The sequence below is a fragment of the Pseudomonas sp. PONIH3 genome (assembly GCF_002934345.1).
Taxonomy (GTDB): domain Bacteria; phylum Pseudomonadota; class Gammaproteobacteria; order Pseudomonadales; family Pseudomonadaceae; genus Aquipseudomonas; species Aquipseudomonas soli.
Map to the genome: position 1 here is coordinate 4,893,018 of NZ_CP026386.1, position 20,757 is coordinate 4,913,774.

18 protein-coding genes and 1 pseudogene are annotated in these 20,757 nt (G+C 62.9%); 11 read left to right on the forward strand and 8 right to left on the reverse strand.

Going from position 1 to position 20,757, the window contains the following annotated elements; translation table 11 throughout:
* Positions 1-65: 65 nt before the first annotated feature.
* The 4 genes and pseudogenes from C3F42_RS22740 to C3F42_RS22755 all read right to left on the reverse strand — a co-directional run bounded on the left by C3F42_RS22740 (position 66) and on the right by C3F42_RS22755 (position 6,068).
* Positions 66-1,445 (reverse strand): OprD family porin, encoded by a 1,380-nt coding sequence (locus C3F42_RS22740; RefSeq protein ID WP_371041586.1) that lies wholly within the window; start codon positions 1,443-1,445, stop codon positions 66-68.
* A 157-nt stretch (positions 1,446-1,602) separates the two neighbouring features.
* Positions 1,603-3,195: an ABC transporter substrate-binding protein gene (locus C3F42_RS22745; RefSeq protein ID WP_023630504.1), complete on the reverse strand. Its 1,593-nt coding sequence runs from the start codon at positions 3,193-3,195 to the stop codon at positions 1,603-1,605.
* Between the two features lie 212 nt (positions 3,196-3,407).
* Positions 3,408-5,033: pseudogene (locus C3F42_RS22750) on the reverse strand (ABC transporter substrate-binding protein).
* A gap of 312 nt (positions 5,034-5,345) precedes the next feature.
* A complete protein-coding gene (locus tag C3F42_RS22755) occupies positions 5,346-6,068 on the reverse strand; it encodes an SIMPL domain-containing protein (protein ID WP_104444944.1) in 723 nt (240 codons plus the stop codon).
* Positions 6,069-6,269: 201 nt separating this feature from the next.
* Between C3F42_RS22755 and C3F42_RS22760 the strand changes: the two genes are divergently transcribed.
* Positions 6,270-7,526, forward strand: coding sequence for an ATP-binding protein (locus C3F42_RS22760; protein WP_038706754.1), 1,257 nt, complete (start codon positions 6,270-6,272; stop codon positions 7,524-7,526).
* Complete coding sequence (locus C3F42_RS22765; protein ID WP_023632665.1) at positions 7,526-8,086, forward strand: response regulator transcription factor; 561 nt, start codon at positions 7,526-7,528, stop codon at positions 8,084-8,086. The genes C3F42_RS22760 and C3F42_RS22765 overlap by 1 nt, the downstream gene beginning before the upstream one ends.
* Positions 8,087-8,165: 79 nt before the next feature.
* Here the strand turns inward: C3F42_RS22765 and C3F42_RS22770 are convergent, their stop codons facing one another.
* Entirely contained in the window at positions 8,166-8,354 is a 189-nt protein-coding gene (locus tag C3F42_RS22770) for a hypothetical protein (RefSeq protein WP_023632666.1), read from the reverse strand.
* Between the two features lie 14 nt (positions 8,355-8,368).
* Complete coding sequence (locus tag C3F42_RS22775) at positions 8,369-10,003, reverse strand: phospholipase (RefSeq protein WP_104444945.1); 1,635 nt, start codon at positions 10,001-10,003, stop codon at positions 8,369-8,371.
* Between the two features lie 190 nt (positions 10,004-10,193).
* Between C3F42_RS22775 and C3F42_RS22780 the strand changes: the two genes are divergently transcribed.
* The 6 genes from C3F42_RS22780 (at position 10,194) to C3F42_RS22805 (ending at position 15,899) form a co-directional block, all read left to right on the forward strand.
* On the forward strand, positions 10,194-11,135 hold the full coding sequence (locus tag C3F42_RS22780) for an AEC family transporter (RefSeq protein WP_104444946.1): 942 nt from the start codon (positions 10,194-10,196) through the stop codon (positions 11,133-11,135).
* 49 nt (positions 11,136-11,184) lie between these two features.
* Entirely contained in the window at positions 11,185-12,540 is a 1,356-nt protein-coding gene (locus C3F42_RS22785; RefSeq protein WP_023631899.1) for an amino acid permease, read from the forward strand.
* A 470-nt stretch (positions 12,541-13,010) separates the two neighbouring features.
* Positions 13,011-13,679, forward strand: coding sequence for a FadR/GntR family transcriptional regulator (locus C3F42_RS22790; protein ID WP_094011705.1), 669 nt, complete (start codon positions 13,011-13,013; stop codon positions 13,677-13,679).
* Positions 13,680-13,692: 13 nt separating this feature from the next.
* A complete protein-coding gene (locus C3F42_RS22795) occupies positions 13,693-14,973 on the forward strand; it encodes an MFS transporter (RefSeq protein ID WP_104444947.1) in 1,281 nt (426 codons plus the stop codon).
* Between the two features lie 115 nt (positions 14,974-15,088).
* Positions 15,089-15,559 (forward strand): nuclear transport factor 2 family protein, encoded by a 471-nt coding sequence (locus tag C3F42_RS22800; protein WP_023629130.1) that lies wholly within the window; start codon positions 15,089-15,091, stop codon positions 15,557-15,559.
* Between the two features lie 43 nt (positions 15,560-15,602).
* Positions 15,603-15,899: a GIY-YIG nuclease family protein gene (locus tag C3F42_RS22805; RefSeq protein WP_094011703.1), complete on the forward strand. Its 297-nt coding sequence runs from the start codon at positions 15,603-15,605 to the stop codon at positions 15,897-15,899.
* 115 nt (positions 15,900-16,014) lie between these two features.
* Here the strand turns inward: C3F42_RS22805 and C3F42_RS22810 are convergent, their stop codons facing one another.
* Positions 16,015-16,257 (reverse strand): hypothetical protein, encoded by a 243-nt coding sequence (locus C3F42_RS22810; RefSeq protein WP_094011702.1) that lies wholly within the window; start codon positions 16,255-16,257, stop codon positions 16,015-16,017.
* 344 nt (positions 16,258-16,601) lie between these two features.
* Positions 16,602-17,609 (reverse strand): nucleoid-associated protein YejK, encoded by a 1,008-nt coding sequence (gene yejK / locus C3F42_RS22815; protein WP_094011701.1) that lies wholly within the window; start codon positions 17,607-17,609, stop codon positions 16,602-16,604.
* Between the two features lie 423 nt (positions 17,610-18,032).
* Between yejK and istA the strand changes: the two genes are divergently transcribed.
* The 3 genes from istA (at position 18,033) to C3F42_RS22830 (ending at position 20,741) form a co-directional block, all read left to right on the forward strand.
* A complete protein-coding gene (gene istA / locus C3F42_RS22820; RefSeq protein WP_081273177.1) occupies positions 18,033-19,553 on the forward strand; it encodes an IS21 family transposase in 1,521 nt (506 codons plus the stop codon).
* Positions 19,550-20,290, forward strand: a complete 741-nt coding sequence (gene istB, locus C3F42_RS22825; RefSeq protein WP_064491510.1) for an IS21-like element helper ATPase IstB — start codon at positions 19,550-19,552, stop codon at positions 20,288-20,290. Before istA ends, istB begins: the two co-directional genes overlap by 4 nt.
* A gap of 169 nt (positions 20,291-20,459) precedes the next feature.
* Entirely contained in the window at positions 20,460-20,741 is a 282-nt protein-coding gene (locus C3F42_RS22830) for an HU family DNA-binding protein (RefSeq protein WP_008098055.1), read from the forward strand.
* Positions 20,742-20,757: the final 16 nt, after the last annotated feature.

Genomic DNA, 20,757 nt, shown 5'->3' on the forward strand with positions numbered 1-20,757 from the left:
CCCTGCAGTGCTAGTTCCAGCGTAGCCGCCACGGCCCGTGGGGAGGCGGGCCGTGGCGCCAACGGTCAGAGGATGTTGAACGGAATGGTGGTGACGACGCGGAACTCGTCGAGACTGCCGTCGCTCTGCGCCTTGCTGGCACGGTGGGCGGTATAGGTGGCGCGGATGGTGGTGTCCTTCAGCATGCCGCTCTGCACCGCGTAGCTGGTGCCGATGCCCCACTCGTAGTGGTTCTCGCCGTCCTGGCCGCGCACGTCATAGGCGGTGCCCTTGTAGTGGGTACCGTCGATATCCCAGCCGCGGGCGTTGTAGACGTTGAACTTCAGGCCCGGCACGCCATACGGCGCCATGTTCAGCACATAGCTGATCTGCAGGGATTTCTCGTTCGGGCCGTTGAAGTCCGACAGCAGGGAGTTGGCCAGGTAGATGCCGTTGGTCTCGTGCAGGTAGTCGAAGTACTCGTTACCGTTGACCTGCTGCCAGGAGGCGGTGAGGGTGTGGGCCTGGTGGGTCAGGCCGAACGACAGGCTGTAGGTGTCGTTGTCGATCTCGCCCATCTTCTTGCTGCCTTCGTCCACGGTCTTGTAGTAGTTAAGACCGGTGGTCAGGCTCAGCACCGCGCTGTCGCCCAGCACGTGGTTGGCGCCGAAGTAGTACTGGTTCCAGAAGTCCTCGACCTTGGTCGCGTAGAGGCTGGTGGTCAGGCTCTTGAGCGGCTGGTAGTTGATGCCGACGGTGCTGGCGCGGTCGGTTTCCCTGCCGTTGCCGTATTCGCTGCGGAACTTGCTCAGGCTCTGCTCGGTACGCGGCGAAACGCGGTCGAAGGTACCCACGTCGAACGACAGGTTCTCGAACTCGGCGCTGTGCAGGAACGCGCCCTGGAAGCTCGATGGCAAGGCACGGTTACCGATGTAGGCGATCATCGGCGTGTCGACCGATTGACGACCGACGGTCAGCGTGGTGTTGGAGATGCGCGCCTTGACATTGCCCAGGCCCATCTTGCTCCACTGGCCGATCGGGTCGCCGTCGCTGTGGGTCAGGGTGCGGTTGTTCGGGCCGGCCACGGCGGCGCGGCCCTGCTCGAGGGCGATGGCATTGTAGGCCGCGGCCTCGACGGCGAAGCCCACGGTACCTTCGGTGAAGCCCGAGCTGTAGTTGAGGATGGTGCCCTGCACCCAGTTGTCGCGGCTGTGGGTGTCGTGGCGGGTGCCGTCGCCCTTGGTGTATTTCCACAGCGGCGCGCGGGTGGCGCGTTCGCGGGCATACCAGTTGCGGGTGCTGCCGGTCAGACTCTGGCCATCGATGAAGCCTTTGGCCTCGGCCTGTTCACTGCTGGACTTGAGCGCGAACGGCACGAAGTCCTGGCTTGCGGGTTCGGCCTGGGCGAGGGCGCAGAAGGCGCCGACGGACAAGGCCAGTGCGGTGGTGGTGGTACGAATCAACATGAAAGCTCCCTGATATTTTTCTAGTTATCACCCGACCTTGTGGGCCGGGCTTGTCACGGTGACGCGGTACTGCAGTGTCTGCCTGGGGGTTGCCAGGCAAATCCGGGCTGCACGCCGTCGCGGGAGTGGGTCGCATTCCCGGCCGGGCGTTGCAGGGTCAATCGATGCTGACGCCGGAGAAAACGTTGCGTCCGAAGGGGCTGACCTTGAAGTCTTTCACGCTGATGCTCAGCGGCTGGTTGACCGTGGAGTGCGCAACCGGGGTAATCGGCACCTGTTGCTTGAGACGTTGCTGGGCTTGTTCGTAGAGGCTGGTGCGCTGGTCGCGGTCGGTGACCTGCTTGGCTTTTTTCACCAGTGCGTCGTATTGCGAATCGCACCACAAGGAGTAGTTATTGCTGCCGATGGCGTCGCAGCTGAACAGGGTGCCGAGCCAGTTGTCCGGATCACCGTTGTCGCCGGTCCAGCCGATCAGGGCGATGTCATGCTCGCCGTTCTTCATGCGCTTGAGGTATTCACCCCATTCGTAGCTGACGATGCGCACCTTGAAGCCGAGCTTGCTCCAGTCGGACTGGAGCATTTCGGCCATGAGCTTGGCGTTGGGGTTGTAGGGGCGTTGTACCGGCATGGCCCACAGGGTGATCTCGGTACCTTCCTTGACCCCGGCCTGCTTCAGCAGTTGCTTGGCCTTTTCCGGGTCGAACGGGGCGTCCTTGATCGATTTGTCGTAGGACCATTGGGTCGGCGGCATGGCGTTGACGGCGGTCTGGCCGGCATCCTGGTAGACCGCCTGGATGATTGCCTGCTTGTTCACTGCCATGTCCATGGCCTGGCGCACCTCAAGCCGGTCGAAGGGTGGGTGCTGGGTGTTGTAGGCGATGTAGCCAAGGTTGAAACCGGGTTGTGTCATCACCTGCAGCTTGCCGTCTGCCTTGAGCGCGGGCAGGTCGGCCGGGCGCGGGTGCAGGGTGATCTGGCATTCGTTGCGGCGCAGCTTCTGGATGCGCACCGAGGGGTCGACGTTGATCGAGAACACCAGGTTGTCGATCTTCACCCGGTCCGGCGCCCAGTATTCCTTGTTGCCCTTGAAGCGGATCTGCGAATCCTTCTGGTAGCGCTGGAACACGAACGGACCGGTGCCGATCGGCTTCTGGTTGATATCGCTGGCCTTGCCGCTGGCCAGCAGGTGGTCGGCGTACTCGGCGGAGAGGATCGAGGCGAAGGCCATGGCGATGTTCTGCAGGAACGCGGCGTCGACCTGGTTGAGGGTGAAGACCACGGTCAGCGGGTCGGTCTTCTCGACCTTGGCGATGTTCTTGTCCAGCCCCATGCTGATGAAGTACGGGAACTCGGTGGGATAGGCCTTGCGGAAGGGGTGATCCTTGTCGAGCATGCGGTTGAAGGTGAACAGCACGTCGTCGGCGTTGAAGTCGCGGCTGGGCTTGAAGTCCTTGTTGCCATGGAACTTCACAGCGGGTCGCAGGTGGAAGGTGTACTTCAGGCCGTCCTCGGACACCTGCCAGTCGGTGGCCAGGCCCGGCTGCACGGCAGTGCCGCCGCGCTCGAACTCGACCAGGCGGTTATAGATCGGTTCGGCGGCGTCGTTGTCGGTGGCCGCGGTGTACTGGGCGGTGTCGAAACCTGCCGGGCTGCCTTCGGAGCAGAACACCAGGTTGTTGGCGAGGCTCGCGGGAGCCTGGCTCAGCAAGCCGAGGGCAAGCAGGGTGGAACTCAGTGTGGTAAGGCGCATGGCAGATCCTTTGTCCGTGTTTTCAGGCCGCGACAGGCAAAACGCGGCTGCTGCATCCCGGTCCTGACGATAGGCGCGCCAGAATGCGGGAACCAGGGTTCGCTACTGATTTGAGGGCGGGAGCGTTCTGGCGAATGCGAGGGAATAACCCTGCGTATCGCCCGATCATGTCACCGCCCCGCCGGCAAACGCCGGCGGGGCGGTCACGACCGTTACTTGTCCACGCTGACCCCGTAGAAGGAGTTCAGGCCGAAGGGGCTGATCTTGAAGTCCTTCACTTTCGCGCTCATGGGCTGATACACGGTGGAGTGGGCGATCGGGGTGATCGGCACCTGCTCCTTGAGGATGTGTTGCGCCTGCTTGTACAGCTCGGTGCGTTTGGCCTGGTCGGGGGTGGCCTTGGCTTGCTTGATCAGGTCGTCGTAGGGCTTGTAGCACCACTTGGAGAAGTTGTTGCCATCCATGGCATCGCAGCCATAGAGCGTGCCCAGCCAGTTGTCCGGGTCACCATTGTCGCCGCTCCAGCCAATCAGCATGGCGCCCTGCTCGCCGCCCTTGGAGCGCTTGATGTACTCGCCCCACTCGTAGCTGACGATCTTGGCCTTGATGCCGACCTTCGCCCAGTCGGACTGGAGCATCTCGGCCATCAGCTTGGCGTTGGGGTTGTACGGACGCTGCACCGGCATGGCCCACAGGGTGATCTCGGTGCCTTCCTTGATGCCGGCTTCCTTGAGCAGCTGCTTCGCCTTTTCAGGGTCGTACTTGGCGTCCTTGATCGTGGTGTCGTAGGACCATTGCGTCGGCGGCATGGCGTTGACCGCCAGCTGGCCGGCGCCTTGATAGACTGACTCGATGATCTGCGGCTTGTTCACCGCCATGTCCAGCGCTTCGCGCACCTTGAGCTGCGACAGTGGGTTGGGTTCGTTGCTGCCCTTGACCTTGTCCATCACGTTGTAGGCGATGTAGCCGAGGTTGAAGCCAGCCTGGTCAGGCATCTTCAGCTTCGGATCCTGTTTGAGCGGTGCGATGTCGGCCGGACGCGGGAACAGGGTGACCTGGCATTCGTTCTTCTTGAGTTTCTGCATGCGCACCGAGGCGTCGGTGCTGATTGCGAAGATCAGGTTGTCGATCTTCACGTCCTCGGGCTTCCAGTAGTCCTTGTTGCCCTTGTAACGGATCTGCGCGTCCTTCTAGTACTTGCTGAACACGAACGGGCCGGTGCCGATGGGCTTCTGGTTGATATCGGCAGCCTTGCCCTGCTTGAGCAACTGGTCGGCGTATTCGGCGGACTGGATCGAGGCGAAGCTCATGGCCAGGTTCTGGATGAACGCGGCGTCGACGTCGTTGAGCGTGAACTTCACAGTGTGCTCGTCGACCTTCTCGACCTTGGCGATGTTCTTGTCCATGCCCATGTCGGTGAAGTAAGGGAACTCGGTGGGGTAGGCCTTGCGGAAGGGGTGGTTCTTGTCGAGCATGCGGTTGAAGGTGAAGAGCACGTCGTCGGCGTTGAATGCACGGGTCGGCTTGAAGTACTCGGTGGTATGGAACTTCACGCCGTCACGCAGATGGAAGGTGTACGTCTTGCCGTCGTCGGAGACTTCCCACTTGGTGGCCAGGCCCGGGATCACTGCGGTGCCGCCACGCTCGAATTGAGTCAGGCGGTTGAACATGGTTTCGGCGGAGGCGTCAAAGTCGGTCCCGGTGGTGTACTGGCCAGGGTCGAAACCGGCCGGGCTGCCTTCGGAGCAGAACACCAGGTTGGTCGCGGCGAGGGCGGATGGAGCGCCGGCTAGCAAGCCTGCACTGACCAGGAACGGGATGACTGCGTGTTTGAGCATGGTGGCCTCATTGTTGTCATTTTTCGAATTGAGGCGGCCTCGTGAGCCGACCTGCGGATACTTATGCAGGGGGTATTCCCAATGCAACACTCAGCAGGATGGTTGACGCCAAAAACGTGGTACTGACGTACATGGATGTCGCATCCATATAACTTTGGCGAATGTTGAACGTTTGCGAGGGGGAAAAGGGCGAAAATTTCAGGATATTTCGCACTTTATATGACAAGCAGACGCACCCGTTTGGTGCGTAGGAAAGGTCTGAAACGGCTGTCCGAGACGGTTTTGACCATCTCGGACATCCAGTCGAGTGGGTCAGGGCACCTGGACTTCGATCAGGCCGTCGGCACTCATGCTAACTTCGCTGGTTCCGGCTTCGATATCCGGTGCCGGCGCGGATTCATCGGCGGCGCCCTTGGCCATCATCGCCATCGGTGCGTTGCGCAGGTAGGGGCGTGGGTAACCGCTGCTGTTGAGGTTCAGGCTGACCACCTTGTAGCCTTTGCCGCCCAGGGCATCGGTGGCCAACTGGGCGCGGGCCTTGAACGCGGCAACGGCATCCTTGAGCAGCTCGTCTTCATTGGACTTGCGTGTGGCCGGGGCAATGGAGAAGTCCATGCCGCCCATCTTCAGGTCTTGCAGCAGGTCACCGGTGAGCTTGGACAGGGCCGGGAAGTCGGCACTTTCCAGGCGCAGTTCGGCGCGCTCGCGCCAGCCGGTGATCTTCTGGCCCTTGGTGTCGTAGATCGGGTAGCTGTTGCGGCTGCCCTGGCTGATCTTCACGTCCTTGACCTGGCGGGCTTGCTGCATGGCCTTGTTCATGGTCTCGGTGATCTCTTTGGCCAGCTTGCCCGGGTCGGTGTTCTGCGCTTCGCTGTACAGCGTCACGACCATCAGGTCGCGTGCCACTTCCTTGCTGACTTCGGCACGCAGCGACACCTGGTTGTAGCGTGGCTCGTCGGCCGCCAGGGCCGGCAGGCTGGCGAGCATGCCGCAGGACAGGGCAACGGCGGCGGCGCCGCGACGGGTAATGTGCATGTGGAGCTCCTTGGCAGGGTAAGGCGTGGATGAGCAGATCCGTTCCACGCATGGCCGATCAGACCGGTGACAGTGTAGAGGGTTCAAAAGTGCCATCATGAATCTATGACAAAGTGTGGCGCTTTGCCGCATCGCTGCAGTGGAGCGCCCGGCTTCGGTATACTCCAGCCGATTTTCCTGGAGCACTCATTGGGAGAGCTCATGCTCGCCGTCGCACATCCGTTGTCTGCCACACGCCAGAACCTGTGGCGCCTGACCTTCATCCGCATCCTCGTCCTGGCGGCCCAGGCGGGCTCGGTAGGCGTGGCCTACTGGACCGAGCTGCTGCCGCTGCCGTGGTTCTCGCTGGCAGTCACGCTGGCCCTGTCGTCGCTGCTGTGCGCGTTCACCGCCCTGCGCCTGCGCCTGTCGCTGCCGGTCACCGAGCTCGAGTACGCCCTGCAGCTGGCCTGCGACCTGCTGATCCACAGTGCCCTGCTTTATTACTCGGGCGGCTCGACCAACCCCTTCGTCTCCTATTACCTGGTGCCATTGGCCATCGCCGCGGTGACCTTGCCGTGGCTCTACTCGCTGGTGCTTTCAGGTATCGCCCTGGTGGCCTACAGCCTGTTGCTGGTGCAGTACTACCCGCTGGAAACGCTGCCGCTGGCGCGTGACACCATGCAGGTCTACGGCATGTGGCTGAGCATCGCCCTGGCCGCAGGGGTGATCACCTTCTTCGCCGCGCGCATGGCCGAGGAGTTGCGCCGTCAGGAGAACCTGCGTGCCGAGCGCCGCGAGGAAAGCCTGCGCGACGAGCAGTTGCTGGCCGTGGCCACCCAGGCCGCTGGCGCCGCCCACGAACTGGGCACGCCGCTGGCGACCATGAGCGTGCTGCTCAACGAAATGCGCCAGGACCACGCCGACCCGCTGTTGCAGGAAGACCTGCAGATCCTTCAGGACCAGGTCAAGCTGTGCAAGGAGACCCTGCAGCAGCTGGTGCGCGCCGCCGAGGCCAACCGGCGCCTGGCGATCGTCGAGCAGGATGTCACCGCCTGGCTCGACGAGGCGCTCAACCGCTGGCACCTGATGCGCCCGGAAGCCAGCTACCGCTTCCAGCGCCTGCGCGATGGCGTGGTGCCGCGGCTGACGCCGCCACCAGACCTGACCCAGGCCCTGCTGAACCTGTTGAACAATGCCGCCGATGCCTGCCCGGACGACCTGGAGGTGCGCCTGGACTGGGACGCCCAGGATATCGTCATCAGCATCCGCGACCATGGCCCCGGCGTACCGCCGGCCATCGCCGAGGCTATCGGCAAACCTTTCATTACCACCAAGGGCAAAGGCTTCGGCCTTGGCCTGTTCTTGAGCAAGGCCAGCGTGACGCGTGCGGGCGGTTCGGTGAAACTCTATAGTCATGAGCAGGGTGGCACCCTGACCGAATTGCGCCTGCCCCATGGCAAGCGAGGAGATGCATGATGAGCGAAGAAAACCAGGTCGAAGGCGAAGAGCTGCCGCACCTGCTGCTGGTGGATGACGACGCCACCTTCACCCGGGTGATGGCCCGGGCGATGTCGCGTCGTGGCTTCCGTGTGAGCACTGCGGGTTCCGCTGAGGAAGGCTTGAAGCTTGCCGAGCAGGACCTGCCCGACTACGCCACGCTGGACCTGAAGATGGAGGGCGACTCGGGGCTGGTCTTGCTACCCAAGCTGCTGGAGCTGGATCCGGAGATGCGCGTGGTGATCCTGACCGGTTACTCGAGCATCGCCACGGCGGTCGAGGCGGTCAAGCGCGGGGCCTGCAACTACCTGTGCAAACCGGCCGACGCCGACGATGTGCTGGCGGCGCTGCTCTCGGAGCATACCGACCTGGATACCCTGGTGCCGGAAAACCCGATGTCGGTGGATCGCCTGCAGTGGGAGCACATCCAGCGCGTGCTGGGCGAGCACGAAGGCAATATCTCCGCCACGGCGCGGGCGCTGGGCATGCACCGGCGCACCTTGCAGCGCAAGCTGCAAAAGCGCCCGGTCCGGCGCTGAAGTCCACTTGGGGCGCTGCGCGCCCCATCGTCGCGGTTCGTCGCCACGAAAGGGCCACGTAGTGGCCCCCTGCGTTTTGTCAGGCTTTCCCTCCCGAGCGGTCAACCCGCACCGCAAGCTGTCCTGCTCCCGATGGCGCCTCGAACGCCATCTGTCCCCCTGCCGGCACTTTCGCCCGGCCAATCACCTTGCCATCACGCAGCAATTCCAGCGGCATACCTTCCATCGACTGGCCCGAAGCCAGTTCCAGTTTGACCTTGATATTCATCGGTGACCTCCTTGTCACGCGTTGCGATCGATATAGAGCGTTGTCTTTGCGTCCAGGCTGGCGATCAGTTCCGGCGAACCGCCGCGGAACTGGCGGAACAGGTTGCGCCCGCGTTGCTTGCCGTCCGCAGGCACCTGAACGCTCGGGTGGAACTGGTCGGTGAGCTCGGCATAGCCGCTCCATGGGCCAATGTACGACTCGTTAAGCTGGTCGGTGATGCTGAAGGCATAGCGCACCGCGTTGCCCCGTTGCCAGTTCAGGCCATCGGGCTCAAGGCGCTCCCAACCGGTGATCACCGGCGCGGTGGCGGGGGCATCGATGAAGCCGGTGGGCTTGTTCGGCTTGTAGTCCTTGAGCAGCAGGTAGGTGCTCCAGCCCCACCAGTCGCCGATGCGGTTACGGTCGTTGAGGTCGTTGACGTCCTTGCGCCGCAGCACCGCCTTGCCGTCCTGGAGGTACAGCGCGGCGAAGTTGCCGGGCACCAGGTCCTGTTCGGCGGCGCGCAGGTCGGGCGCCAGGCGCAGGGCCGAAAAGTCCTTGGCCTGGGGCGCGCGGCCCTCGGCGAAGGCCTGGAACACTTCATCGACCGAGCGCTGCACGGCGCGCGCCACTTGACGACGGTTGGCCACATCGACGCTGTCGAAGTAGCGCTTGTCGCCGTAGGCGCGCCATTGCTCGCCCTCGGCATTGCGCACGGCCAGGCCGTACTTGCTGTCCTCGTCGTGCATGAAGCGCGAGATCAGCGAGCCGACGTCGCTCGGCGTGACGGTGTCGGCCAGGGCCTTGCGCGGCACCCGCAGGTGGCCGGCGGAGAACAGGTCGGTGAGGAAGTGGTCGGCGAAGGCGTTCATTGCATAGGCCAGTTGCAGGTCGCGCTCGGCGCCGCTGGCGCGGGCTTTCAGCGCCTGCTGCAGGGCGGCGGCGTGGCCGGCCTGGTAGGCCAGCAGCGCCCAGGGGCCGAAGTGGTCCCAGTTGCTGGCGGCCAGTTTCAGGTAGCGGCCCAGGGGGAACAGGTCGGAGGCGAAGCTGCCGCCGCCGGTGATGCGGTTCCAGCGTGCCGACAGGCTGTCGCCCAGTGCATCATAGGCTTCATGGGGCTGCCGGCCGTCCTTGATGGCCTGGTTGGCGGCGCGGATTTCTTCCTGCATGACCGCGAGGATCTGTTCGGCTTCCGCCTTGGCCGCCTGCAGGCGCGCCAGGGAGTCGAAGGCCTGGATGAAGCGCTCGATCCGTTCGGCGTCGGTGCCGCCATCGGCGATCGGGCGCTCGGGCAAGCCATAGAAATCGCCGCCCAGGGCGATCACCTGGCCATAGGTCAGGTTCAGGCCGTTGGGCAGTGGCAGCGGCGACTGATGGGCGGGGATGCCCGGTTGGCCCACCTCGTAGCGCAGCAGGGCGTTGTCGCCGATGGCGGTGTGTTCGGCGCCTTCGAAGAAGAGCTCCGGGCCGCGCTGAGCAGCTTTGCCGCCAGCCGACGGTGGCGCAGGGCGGTGATACTTGAGGGTGTGGTGACCGTGCATGACCAGTACCAGATGGCTGTCGGGGCCGGGCAGGGCGATACCGTGCTCATCGAACAGCTGGTCGAGGTCAGCGACCACCAGCGTGGCATGGGCCTTCGCGGCCACAGGTGCAGCGTGCATTCCTGACATGATTTGCTCCTTGCAATGTCTGGACAATCCATTTTTTTACTGTATGCATATACAGTAGTACATATCATATGCAGGAAATTTCCTAGGTCAAGAGCCCTTTGTGCTGGCATCTGGCAGCTGTGGCGGGCGCAAGCCCCCGGCTCTCACGTATGATTGCGCTCCCTAACGGCATTTCCCGGGACCACGTTGCATGCTCGCCCTACTCATCCAGACACTGAACATCACGGCCCCTGTGTTCGCCATGCTGTTCATGGGCGTGCTGCTCAAGCGCATCCGCTTGATCGACGACAACTTCAACCGGGTCGCCTCCAAGCTGGTGTTCAACGTGTGCATGCCGGCGCTGCTGTTCCTCGGCATCTACCACGCCGACCTGGGGTCGGCGGTGAAACCAGGGGTGATGCTCTACTTTGTCGGCGCGACGCTGGCGTGCTTCGGTCTGGCCTGGGGCCTGGCGATCTGGCGCTGCCCGCGGGCTGACCGCGGCATCTACACGCAAGGCGCGTTTCGCGGCAACAACGGCGTGATCGGCCTGGCACTGGCGGCCAGCCTGTATGGCGACTACGGTATATCCCTCGGCGCGGTGCTGGCCGGGTTGGTGATCCTCATGTACAACTCGCTGTCGGCGGTGGTACTGGCGGTGTACAGCCCGGACCTGAAGTCCGACCCGTGGAGCATCTGCAAGAGCATCCTCAGCAACCCGTTGATCCTCAGCGTGCTGGTGGCAACACCCATGGCCTACGGCCAGGTGCCGCTGCCCAACTGGCTGCTGACCTCCGGCGACTACCTGGCGCAGATGACCCTGCCGCTGGCGCTGATCTGCATCGGTGGCACCCTGTCGCTGGCGGCCTTGCGCGACAGTGGCAGGCTGGCCGTCGATGTCAGCCTGGCGAAGATGGTCTGGCTGCCGCTGCTGGGCACCCTGGGTGCCTGGTTGTGCGGGTTCCGTGGTGCCGAGCTGGGCATCCTGTTCCTCTACATCGCCAGCCCCACTGCGGCGGCCAGCTATGTGATGGCGCGGGAGGCCAACGGCAACCATGAACTGGCGGCGTCGATCATCGTGATCACTACACTGATGGCCGCCGTCACCACGAACGTCGGGATTTTCTTCTTGCAATGGGGTGGATGGATCTAGTCCAGTTGCAAGCAAAACCAATAACACTGCCTCACCTAAAGGACACTTCATGCAAGACCAGAGCACGCCCGAGCGCTTGCAGCGCGGGCTGAAGAATCGCCATATCCAGCTGATCGCGCTGGGCGGGGCCATTGGCACCGGGCTGTTCCTGGGCATCGCCCAGACCATCCAGCTGGCCGGCCCGTCGGTGCTGTTGGGCTATGCCATCGCCGGCCTGATGGCCTTCCTGATCATGCGCCAGTTGGGCGAAATGGTGGTCGAGGAGCCGGTCGCCGGCAGTTTCAGCCACTTCGCGCACCAGTACTGGAGCGAGTTCGCCGGTTTCGTCTCGGGCTGGAACTACTGGGTGGTGTACGTGCTGGTCGGCATGGCCGAGCTCACGGCCGTGGGGATCTATGTGCAGTACTGGTGGCCGGACTTCCCGACCTGGGCCACTGCGGCGATTTTCTTCGTGGTGATCAACGCCATCAACCTGACCCAGGTGAAGGTGTATGGCGAAATGGAGTTCTGGTTCGCCCTGGTGAAGGTGGTGGCCATCGTCAGCATGATCGGCTTCGGCGCCTGGCTGCTGGGCAGCGGCCACGGCGGGCCGGATGCCAGCGTCGCCAACCTGTGGCAGTACGGCGGCTTCTTCCCCAATGGCGTCACCGGGCTGATCATGGCCCTGGCGGTTATCATGTTCTCCTTTGGCGGCCTGGAGCTGGTGGGCATCACCGCCGCCGAAGCGGCCAACCCGCGTGAGAGCATCCCGAAGGCGACCAACCAGGTGGTCTATCGCATCCTGATCTTCTACATCGGCGCGCTGGCCGTGCTGTTGTCGTTGTATCCCTGGCAGAAGGTGGTGCAGGGCGGCAGCCCGTTCGTGATGATCTTCCACGAACTGGACAGCGACCTGGTGGCGACCATCCTCAACATCGTGGTGCTGACCGCCGCGCTGTCGGTCTACAACAGCTGCGTGTACGCCAACAGCCGCATGCTGTTCGGCCTGGCCACGCAAGGTGACGCGCCGCGCCAGCTGCTCAAGGTCAGCCGCCGTGGCGTGCCGCTCACCGCGCTGGGCGTGTCGGCCTTTGCCACCGGCCTGTGCGTGCTGATCAACTACCTGATGCCGGGCGAGGCCTTCGGCCTGCTGATGGCCCTGGCGGTATCGGCGCTGGTGATCAACTGGGCGAGCATCAGCATCACCCACCTGAAGTTCCGCAAGGCCAAGCTGGCGGCCGGCATCACGCCGTTCTACAAGAGCCTGTGGCACCCGCTGAGCAACTACCTGTGCCTGGCGTTCATCGTGCTGATCCTGGTGGTGATGTACCTAACCCCGCCAATCCGTATCTCGGTGATGCTGATCCCGGCGTGGATCGCCGTGCTGTGGGTGGCGTTCCGGATGAAGAAGGCACGTCAGGCCTGATCTGCTCCATGTCGGTTTCAGGATCGCAGTGGCGATAACATCGCCACTGCCAACCACGAAACTCGAATTTCTTGCTCTTGCTCTTGCTCTTGCTTCTAAGCGCACGGTAGCCCAGGCGCCGCCGATTGCGACTTCAGGAGGCCGAGTGCAGGGCTTGCGTAGGGAGGCGACGGGCATGGATGCCCGTCGAGCGCCGATCAGGCCATGGATGGCCCGTCGGCGCGTACTCCCGGAGCAAGCCCGGAGCGAGGGAACCCCGGAGCGCAGCGCAGGGGCCGTATGAACGGAGCCGAACGGTTTTGCTTACTTTTCCCAAGAGAAAAGTAAGCCGCCGTAAAGGCGGAAAGGTGACTAAAAGTCGACATCTTCCGGGAATGTGCATGTAAAACTCAAAACAGCCACTTAAAGAACAACACCTCCCGTCCCTTGCACCACCCCCACCAACCCGCTATCGTCAAGCAATTCATCCGATGACTGGACGTAATCCCCCCGTGACCCCGCTCATCAAACGCAGCCTGGTAGAACAAGCCGTAGACCAACTCCGCGAGCGCATCGCCCAGGGCACCTGGTCAGTAGGCCAGCGCTTGCCCACCGAACCGGAGCTGGCCAGCGACCTGGGCATCAGCCGCAACACCGTGCGCGAGGCCATGCGCGTCCTCGCCTTCAGCGGCCTGGTGGAAGTCCGCCAGGGCGACGGCAGCTACCTGCGCACCGCCGTGGACCCACTGCATGCCGTACAGGTGATGTCGCGCTGCGCCGTCGAACACGCCCGCGAAACCCGCCATATCCTGGAAACACAAGCCATCGGCCTGGCCGCGTTGCGCCGCACCGAAGCCGACCTGCAGGCACTGCGCGACGCCCTGCAACACAGCGCGCAGCACTACCACGGCGATGTGGATGCCTATGTCGAATGCGACCTGGTCTTCCACCAGCGCCTGGTGGACGCCGCCCACAACCCCGCCTTGAGCGAGCTGTACCGCTACTTTTCCGGTGTGGTCGGCGCGGCCCTGCAGCACAACATGACGACCGTCCCCCGTTGCCAGGCCGTGTTCGACCTGCACGGGCAGATCCTCGACGCCCTCGAACAACGTGATCCGGAGCGGGCCAAGCACCTGAGCCGGACCCTCATCGAATCCTGACCACGAGAAGGCCATGGCCGAACAACTGACCCGCAACACCGCGCCCCGCGAGGCGGACCTCGAAGAACTGCTGATCGACGCCGAGGCCGACGATGAGCAAGTCCAGCAACAGCCCGTGGTGCTGCGCCGGCCCTGGCTGTTGTTGCTGGGCCTGGTACTGGTGGCGCTGAACCTGCGTCCGGCGCTGTCGAGCATGTCGCCCGTACTCGGGCAGGTGTCCGAAGGGCTGGGGCTCAGCGCATCGCAGGCGGGCCTGCTGACCACCTTGCCGGTGCTGTGCCTGGGGCTGTTCGCGCCGCTGGCGCCGATCCTGGCACGACGCTTCGGCAGCGAACGGGTCATCCTCGGCATCTTGCTGACCCTCGCGCTGGGCATCCTGGTGCGCAGTGCCCTGGGCGCCACCGGCGTGTTCATCGGCAGCCTGATGGCCGGTGCGAGCATCGGCATCATCGGCGTGCTGCTGCCCGGCATCGTCAAACGCGATTTCCCTCAACATGCAGGCACCCTGACCGGCGTCTACACCATGGCGCTGTGCCTGGGCGCGGCAATGGCCGCCGGTGCCACGGTGCCCTTGACCCGCCACTTCGATGACAGCTGGGCGCTGGGGCTGGGCTTCTGGGTGCTACCGGCGCTGCTGGCGATGCTGGTGTGGCTGCCGCAGTCGCGCCAGGGCCATGGCGTGCACAAGGTGGCCTACCGGGTGCAGGGCCTGTGGCGTGATCCGCTGGCATGGCAGGTGACCCTGTACATGGGCCTGCAGTCGTCGCTGGCGTATATCGTGTTCGGCTGGTTGCCGTCGATCCTGATCGGCCGTGGGCTGAGCCCGACCGAGGCGGGGCTGGTGCTGTCCGGCTCGGTGATCGTGCAACTGGTCAGTTCGCTGAGTGCGCCATGGCTGGCGACGCGCGGCAAGGATCAGCGCCTGGCCATCGTGGTGGTGATGCTGGTGACCCTGGGCGGGCTGTTCGGCTGCCTGTACGCGCCACTGGAAGGGCTGTGGGGCTGGGCGATCCTGTTGGGGCTGGGCCAGGGCGGCACCTTTGCCCTGGCGTTGACCTTGATCGTGCTGCGCTCCAAGGACGCCCATGTGGCGGCCAACCTGTCGAGCATGGCCCAGGGCGTGGGCTACACGCTGGCCTCCATGGGGCCGTTCGCGGTGGGGCTGGTGCATGACCTGACCGGGGGCTGGGGCGCGGTTGGCTGGATCTTCGCGGTACTGGGGATCGGCGCCATTGTGTTCGGGTTGGGTGCCGGGCGTGCGTTGCATGTGGGTGTGGTCAGCGAGCGGGTCTGAGAGCTGTCGGCACATGCCTGGGGCTTCGGCACCATTCATGGCGCAAATGGCTGTGGCGCCAAAGCCGGGCGGGGACTATCTTGCGCTTCTCGAGCCCCAGTACGGATAACCGCCAATGAGCGATGCCAACAGCGCCCTGATCACCCGTTTCTACCAGGCCTTCCAGCGCCTGGACGCCGAGGCCATGGTGGCCTGCTACAGCGACGACATCGTTTTCAGCGATCCGGTCTTCGGCACCTTGCGCGGGCAGGATGCCGGGGACATGTGGCGCATGCTCACCCGCCGTGCCAAGGACTTCACCCTGACCTTCGACAGCGTGCGCAGCGACGAGCGCGGTGGCGGCGCGCACTGGGTGGCGACCTATCTGTTCAGCCAGACCGGGCGGGTGGTGGTCAACGATATCCAGGCGCGCTTCGTGATCCGTGACGGCCTGATCTGCCAGCACGACGATACCTTCGACCTGTGGCGCTGGTCGCGGCAGGCCCTGGGCATGCCGGGCGTGCTGCTGGGCTGGTCGCCGATGCTGCAGAACAAGGTGCGCCAACAGGCGTTCAAGGGGCTTCGCGCATTCCAGCAGGCGTGCTGAGGCGTTAAGCTGGCGGCCTTCTTCCGTTGCACCGAACCGAGCCGTGAGCGAAACAGCGCCTTCCCCCGACTGCAAACCCTGGTACGTCTATCTGGTGCGTGCCGCCAATGGCTCGCTGTACTGCGGTATCAGCGACGATCCGCAGCGGCGCTTCATCAAGCACCAGAAAGGGCAGGGCGCGCGGTATTTCAAGACCAGCCCGGCGCAGGCGCTGGTGTATGTGGAGCAGTGGCCGGACAAAGGCGAGGCGCTGCGCCAGGAGCGTTTGGTGAAGAAGCTGCGCAAGGCGGCGAAGGAGGCGTTGGTGGCCTCCTATATTGGTCTCGCCACGGACCCATGACACGTTGCGGCGCCTTGGCCATGCTGTGCGGGCGCCATCGCGGGGCAAGCCCGCTCCCACGTAGCTAGGTACTGCGAAGTCCTGGCGTGGGAGCGGGCTTGCCCCGCGATCTGGCTTAATGCAACGTCGGTGCCTGTGCCGGCACCTGTACCTGGATCAACGCCGCTTCGAGCAGCACACGCAGCGACTCCATCTCATGCATCGACGCCATCATCAGCACGGCGGCCGGCGACTTGGGTTTGAGCTGCACGGCATGATGGGCCACGGTCAAGGCGCACAGGGCGTACTCGGTGGCCTGGATGAGGGTGTCTTCGAGGGAATGAGGGTTGTGGGGTGGATCGGGGACAATCTTCAGCATTGGCTTGGCTCTCTCAGAAGGGCCACCACCAACTGCTGTCAAACAAGTGGGTGGCAGCTATGCGTGGGTTGACAGACCGGTGAGAGAACCTGACCCGGCGCACACGAGGTGCCCCACGCACAACCGCCATAGAGCAAGCCATGCAAAAGGTTCTCAGCGGCCTGTCAAAGCCGATCGCTGAATATGCAGCGACCGCCCGAGACTAGAGGCCAACCCAGACCACCGCAATGGCTTGAAAGGGCTTGGGAGTATGTTTGGGAAATGGACTACAGGGAATGGGGAAAGTCTTATAAATCGAAGATCTTTCCGAGGTTGCCGGGGCTGCGCCGCAGCCCCAGACGATCTCAATCCTTGCGTCGCTTCAACTGGTCGATCAGTTGGGTCGGCAGGCCTTTGATGACCAGCGTCCCGGCTTCTTCGTCATACTCGACCTTCGAGCCGAGCAGGTGCGCCTCGAAGCTGATCGACAGCCCTTCGGCACGCCCGGTGAAGCGGCGGAACTGGTTGAGGGTGCGTTTGTCGGCCGGGATCTCCGGCGACAGCCCATAGTCGCTGTTGCGGATATGGTCGAAGAACGCCTCGGGGCGGTCTTCGTCGATCAGGCTGGAGAGTTCTTCCAGCGTTACCGGCTCGCCCAGCTTGGTCTGGGTGGTGGCGTAGTCGACCAGGGTCTGGGTCTTCTCGCGGGCGGATTCTTCCGGCAGGTCCTCTTTCTCGACGAAGTCGCTGAAGGCCTTGAGCAGGGTGCGGGTCTCGCCCGGGCCGTCCACGCCTTCCTGGCAACCGATGAAATCGCGGAAGTAATCCGAGACTTTCTTGCCGTTCTTGCCCTTGATGAACGAGATGTACTGCTTGGAGTTCTGGTTGTTTTTCCACTCGGACAAGTTGACCCGCGCCGCCAGGTGCAGCTGGCCCAGGTCCAGGTGACGCGAGGGGGTCACGTCGAGCTCGGCGTTAACTGCCACGCCTTCACTGTGATGCAGCAGGGCGATGGCCAGGTATTCGGTCATGCCTTGCTGGTAGTGGGCGAACAGCACGTGGCCGCCGGTGGACAGGTTGGATTCTTCCATCAGCTTCTGCAGGTGCTCGACGGCCACGCGGCTGAAGCTGGCGAAGTCTTTCTCCCCGTCCTGATATTGCTTGAGCCAGCCACTGAACGGGTAGGCGCCGGACTCGCCGTGGAAGAAACCCCAGGCTTTGCCTTGCTTGGCGTTGTAGCTGTCGTTGAGGTCGGCCAGCAGATTTTCGATGGCGTCGGAGGCCGCCAGTTCGCTGTCGCGAGCATGGAGCACGGCGGGGCTGCCATCGGGCTTCTTGTCGATCAGGTGAACGATGCAATGACGGATTGGCATGTAATTCTCGGTGATAGGAGCGGTGAAAAGCCGCGCTGCAAAAGGCGCTCAGTTTAACCCAGGGCGAGGGTGATGCAGTGGCCAGATGTTGGCGTATATGTCGGTTGTTCGTTTTTTGTTCAAATATTTGCGATTTTTCTGAAAGCCCCGAAAAACCTGAACAAAAACGCAGTCGGCAGCGGATATTTATCGATTCCTGTGGTAGCTTTGCGCGGTCTTGCGCCCCTTGGGTGGCGCATTGCTGGCAGATCGCTTGCGCAGTGTCGAACCAAACGCCGATTTGCGTATCTATGTTAATGGCCAATTAAACTGACCCACCTCTGGCCAACAATTTTGACCCACCCATAGTGGCATTGGCCACCGACCATGTAGCGTCACCCGCCTTATGCACAGGCCGGGGACAGATCATTGAAGGAGTGGGTTGTGATTCACAAGATCAAGGGGTTGTATGACCAGGGCCGAGGCCTGTCGGTCCGTGCCATCAGTCGTGAGCTGGGGATTTCCCGGAACACCGTACGCAAGTATCTCCACCTGGATGAGATGCAGATCAGCGCTACCATTGCTGACCCTTCACGCACCAAGGTGCTCGACGAGCACCGCGATTATCTGATTAATCAGTTGGGTCAGTTTCCAGCCCTGAGCGCAGTCAAGCTGGCCCGTCGCCTGAGGGAGCGCACCACCGAGCTGGCGGTGTCAGACCGGAGCATTCGCCGCTATGTGCAAGCGCTCAAGCAGCAGGTTGCCAGTGGCCAGTTGCGCTATTACGAGCCGGTCGTTGAGTCAGTGCCTGGCGTGCAGTGTCAGGTCGACCCCGGTGAGCTGCGAGGCGTCATGATTGGCGGCCTGGAGCGTGTCGTTCATTTTGTGGTGTTTGTGCTGTCCTGTTCACGGCTGATGTATGTCGGTCTGAACTTCCGGCCGCTGGATACCGAACGGTTTATCCAGATGCACGACGAGGCCTTCCGCTACTTCGGCGGCGTCACCGAGGAGTGCATCTACGATCAGACCAAGATGGTGGTGATCAACGAGCAGTACCGTGAGCTGACGCTGAACCAGCGCTTCCACCAGTATGCGACTACCGTCGGGTACCGCATCCATGCCTGCGAGGGCTATGACCCGGAGAGCAAGGGCAAGGTGGAGGCCGGGGTCAAGTACGTCAAGCGTGACTGCTTCTACGGCGAGCACTTCCAGGACGAGGCCGCCGTCCGACAGCACCTGAATGATTGGCTCGAGACTGTCGCCAACGCACGCGTGCACGGCACGACGGGGCAGCATCCAAGAGCGCATTTCGAGGCACTGGAGCGTAGTCAGCTCAAGCCCTATCTCGTCCCGCAGAACCTGCTGCACGTGGCGCCGACAAGGGAGACCCGCAAGGTCGACAAGACCGGCTTGATCTCATGGCAGGCCAACAAGTACTCGGTACCCATGGCCTGGCAGCAAGCCCGTGTCGGTGTCAGCGCACAGGACAACCAGTTGCTGATCCATGACCTGGAGAGCGGTGAACTCATAGCCACCCATGACCTGTGCAAGGCCAAGGGCCGGATGATCAAGAACAACAACCATTACCGAGACCATGCCCAGCGCATTACCGACCTGGAGCGCGGCATCGACTCGATCCTGCCCGATGCCCTTGGGGCAACCCTGTGCCAACTGCTCAAGCGTACTTCGCCGCGTATCTACAAGGATCAGCTGGTTGCTGCACGCGACCTGCTCATGGCCCATGCGCCGGTTGATACGGCGTTGCTCGGCGAGTTGTGCGAGCGCAGTGAACTGACCGCCACCGGGCTCAAGCGCTACCTCGAAGCATGGCAGCAAGCCAAGGCGCGGGGCCGGATCATCGGCGACCATGACTATGCGCCAGAGGCCGGTAGCCAGGTTAGTCACGCCGACCTGAACGCTTATGCCCGCATTGGCCAGTCGACTGGCCACGGGGTGACCCAATGAGCCTGCTCGACAGCACTATCGCGCAGTACCGAAGCCTGCGCCTCAGCGCGACCGCGGGTGAGCTGGCCACCCTGCTGGCCAGAGCCGAAGCCAATGAACTGTCCTACCTGAGCTTCGCCCAGTCACTGGTCGAGCATGAGCTTAACGCCCGCTCCAGTAGCCGCGTAAGCCGCAACCTCAAGCAGGCGCAGTTCCCCTCGGAGAAGCATCTGGAGGCCTTCGATTACCGGCACCAGACCACCATCACCAAGCGCCAGGTCAGCACCTTGCTGGACTTCAGCTTTATCGACAACCGCGACAACCTGGTGTTCATCGGACCACCGGGTGTGGGCAAGACCCACTTGGCCATTGGGATTGGCCACAAGGCGGTTCAGGCGGGCTACAAGGTGCTGTTCCGCACGGCTCTGGCGTTGGTCGAGGATCTGGAGCTGGCGGAAATGAAGGGCGAGCTGAAGAAGCGCCTTAATCAGCTGAGCAAATACGACGTGCTGATCATCGATGAGCTGGGCTACCTGCCGATGACGCGCCAAGCCCGGTACAACCTGTTCCAGTTAATCAACAACCTGTACGAGTACCGCTCGGTCATCCTGACCACCAACAAGGACTTCACCAGCTGGGGCGAGTTCTTCCATGACGACAACGTGGCCGTGCCCATCATCGACCGCGTGATCCACCATTCACACATCTTTATGCTGGGAGGTGAGAGCTATCGTTTGAAGCAGAAAACCGGCGGTTAGCGGTGAGCAAGTGGGTCAATTCTATTGGCCAAAAGTGGGTCAAAATTAATGGCCATTGACACGTATCTACATACGCGATCGACGCGGCCTCTGGATTGTCCCGGGCTGGCCCGACCACCGACCAAGCACGCTGCACAACTACTGAATTTGATAGGGAAGGAACACCACCATGGCACTGACCAAAGACCAACTGATTGCCGATATCGCTGAAGCCATCGACGCGCCGAAAACCACCGCGCGTAACGCTCTGGAGCAACTGGGCCAGATCGTCGCCGACCAACTGGAAAACGGCGCCGAAATCACTCTGCCAGGCATCGGCAAACTGAAAGTCTCCGAGCGCCCTGCCCGTACTGGCCGCAACCCTTCGACTGGCGCCGCCATCGAAATCGCTGCCAAGAAAGTCGTCAAGTTCGTTCCTGCCAAAGCCCTGAGCGACTCGATCAACAAGTAATTGTTGATTTGACGAA

Excerpts from the sequence above, each read along its gene's own strand:
- C3F42_RS22745 (WP_023630504.1), bottom strand. The coding sequence starts at position 3,195 with ATGCGCCTTACCACACTGAGTTCCACCCTGCTTGCCCTCGGCTTGCTG.
- C3F42_RS22775 (WP_104444945.1), bottom strand. The coding sequence starts at position 10,003 with ATGTCAGGAATGCACGCTGCACCTGTGGCCGCGAAGGCCCATGCCACG.
- C3F42_RS22790 (WP_094011705.1), top strand. The coding sequence starts at position 13,011 with ATGACTGGACGTAATCCCCCCGTGACCCCGCTCATCAAACGCAGCCTG.
- C3F42_RS22760 (WP_038706754.1), top strand. The coding sequence starts at position 6,270 with ATGCTCGCCGTCGCACATCCGTTGTCTGCCACACGCCAGAACCTGTGG.
- C3F42_RS22830 (WP_008098055.1), top strand. The coding sequence starts at position 20,460 with ATGGCACTGACCAAAGACCAACTGATTGCCGATATCGCTGAAGCCATC.
- istB (WP_064491510.1), top strand. The coding sequence starts at position 19,550 with ATGAGCCTGCTCGACAGCACTATCGCGCAGTACCGAAGCCTGCGCCTC.
- C3F42_RS22795 (WP_104444947.1), top strand. The coding sequence starts at position 13,693 with ATGGCCGAACAACTGACCCGCAACACCGCGCCCCGCGAGGCGGACCTC.
- C3F42_RS22810 (WP_094011702.1), bottom strand. The coding sequence starts at position 16,257 with ATGCTGAAGATTGTCCCCGATCCACCCCACAACCCTCATTCCCTCGAA.
- C3F42_RS22770 (WP_023632666.1), bottom strand. The coding sequence starts at position 8,354 with ATGAATATCAAGGTCAAACTGGAACTGGCTTCGGGCCAGTCGATGGAA.
- C3F42_RS22785 (WP_023631899.1), top strand. The coding sequence starts at position 11,185 with ATGCAAGACCAGAGCACGCCCGAGCGCTTGCAGCGCGGGCTGAAGAAT.
- C3F42_RS22780 (WP_104444946.1), top strand. The coding sequence starts at position 10,194 with ATGCTCGCCCTACTCATCCAGACACTGAACATCACGGCCCCTGTGTTC.
- C3F42_RS22740 (WP_371041586.1), bottom strand. The coding sequence starts at position 1,445 with ATGTTGATTCGTACCACCACCACCGCACTGGCCTTGTCCGTCGGCGCC.
- C3F42_RS22765 (WP_023632665.1), top strand. The coding sequence starts at position 7,526 with ATGAGCGAAGAAAACCAGGTCGAAGGCGAAGAGCTGCCGCACCTGCTG.
- C3F42_RS22755 (WP_104444944.1), bottom strand. The coding sequence starts at position 6,068 with ATGCACATTACCCGTCGCGGCGCCGCCGCCGTTGCCCTGTCCTGCGGC.
- C3F42_RS22800 (WP_023629130.1), top strand. The coding sequence starts at position 15,089 with ATGAGCGATGCCAACAGCGCCCTGATCACCCGTTTCTACCAGGCCTTC.
- yejK (WP_094011701.1), bottom strand. The coding sequence starts at position 17,609 with ATGCCAATCCGTCATTGCATCGTTCACCTGATCGACAAGAAGCCCGAT.